We start from the raw sequence: 380 nt of genomic DNA on the forward strand, positions 1-380 counted from the left end.
CGGCGCGGGCCGTGTGCTGGCCCTCGGCGAGGAACTTGCGGACCGCCTCGGGGCTGCCGGTCCTGAGGGCCGCCTCGGCCGCCGCCTTCACCGCACGGCCGCCGACGGCGAGGACCTGGAAAGCCTTGACGCGGTCGTCGGTGATCCAGATCGGAAGAGCGGCGTGGTGGGGAAGAGTGTGCACTGCAGTGTAGTTCTCGGGGGGCGCCGCAGGCCACCCCAGCGCGCCCACCCCCCCGCCCCGGCCACGCCCCCCCAACCCCCCCCCCCCCCCCACCCCCCCCCCCCACAACCCACACCACCCAAACCAACAACACCAAACACAACAAAAAAAAAAAAAACACACCACAAAAAAAAACACCCAACACCACACCCCCCAC

General features: G+C 68.9%; 1 pseudogene. It reads right to left on the reverse strand.

Annotated elements, in window-relative coordinates:
* A pseudogene (locus tag PUR61_RS16555) lies at positions 1–380 on the reverse strand (hypothetical protein); the annotation flags it as partial.

Source organism: Streptomyces sp. BE20, from assembly GCF_036322525.1.
Lineage (GTDB): Bacteria > Actinomycetota > Actinomycetes > Streptomycetales > Streptomycetaceae > Kitasatospora.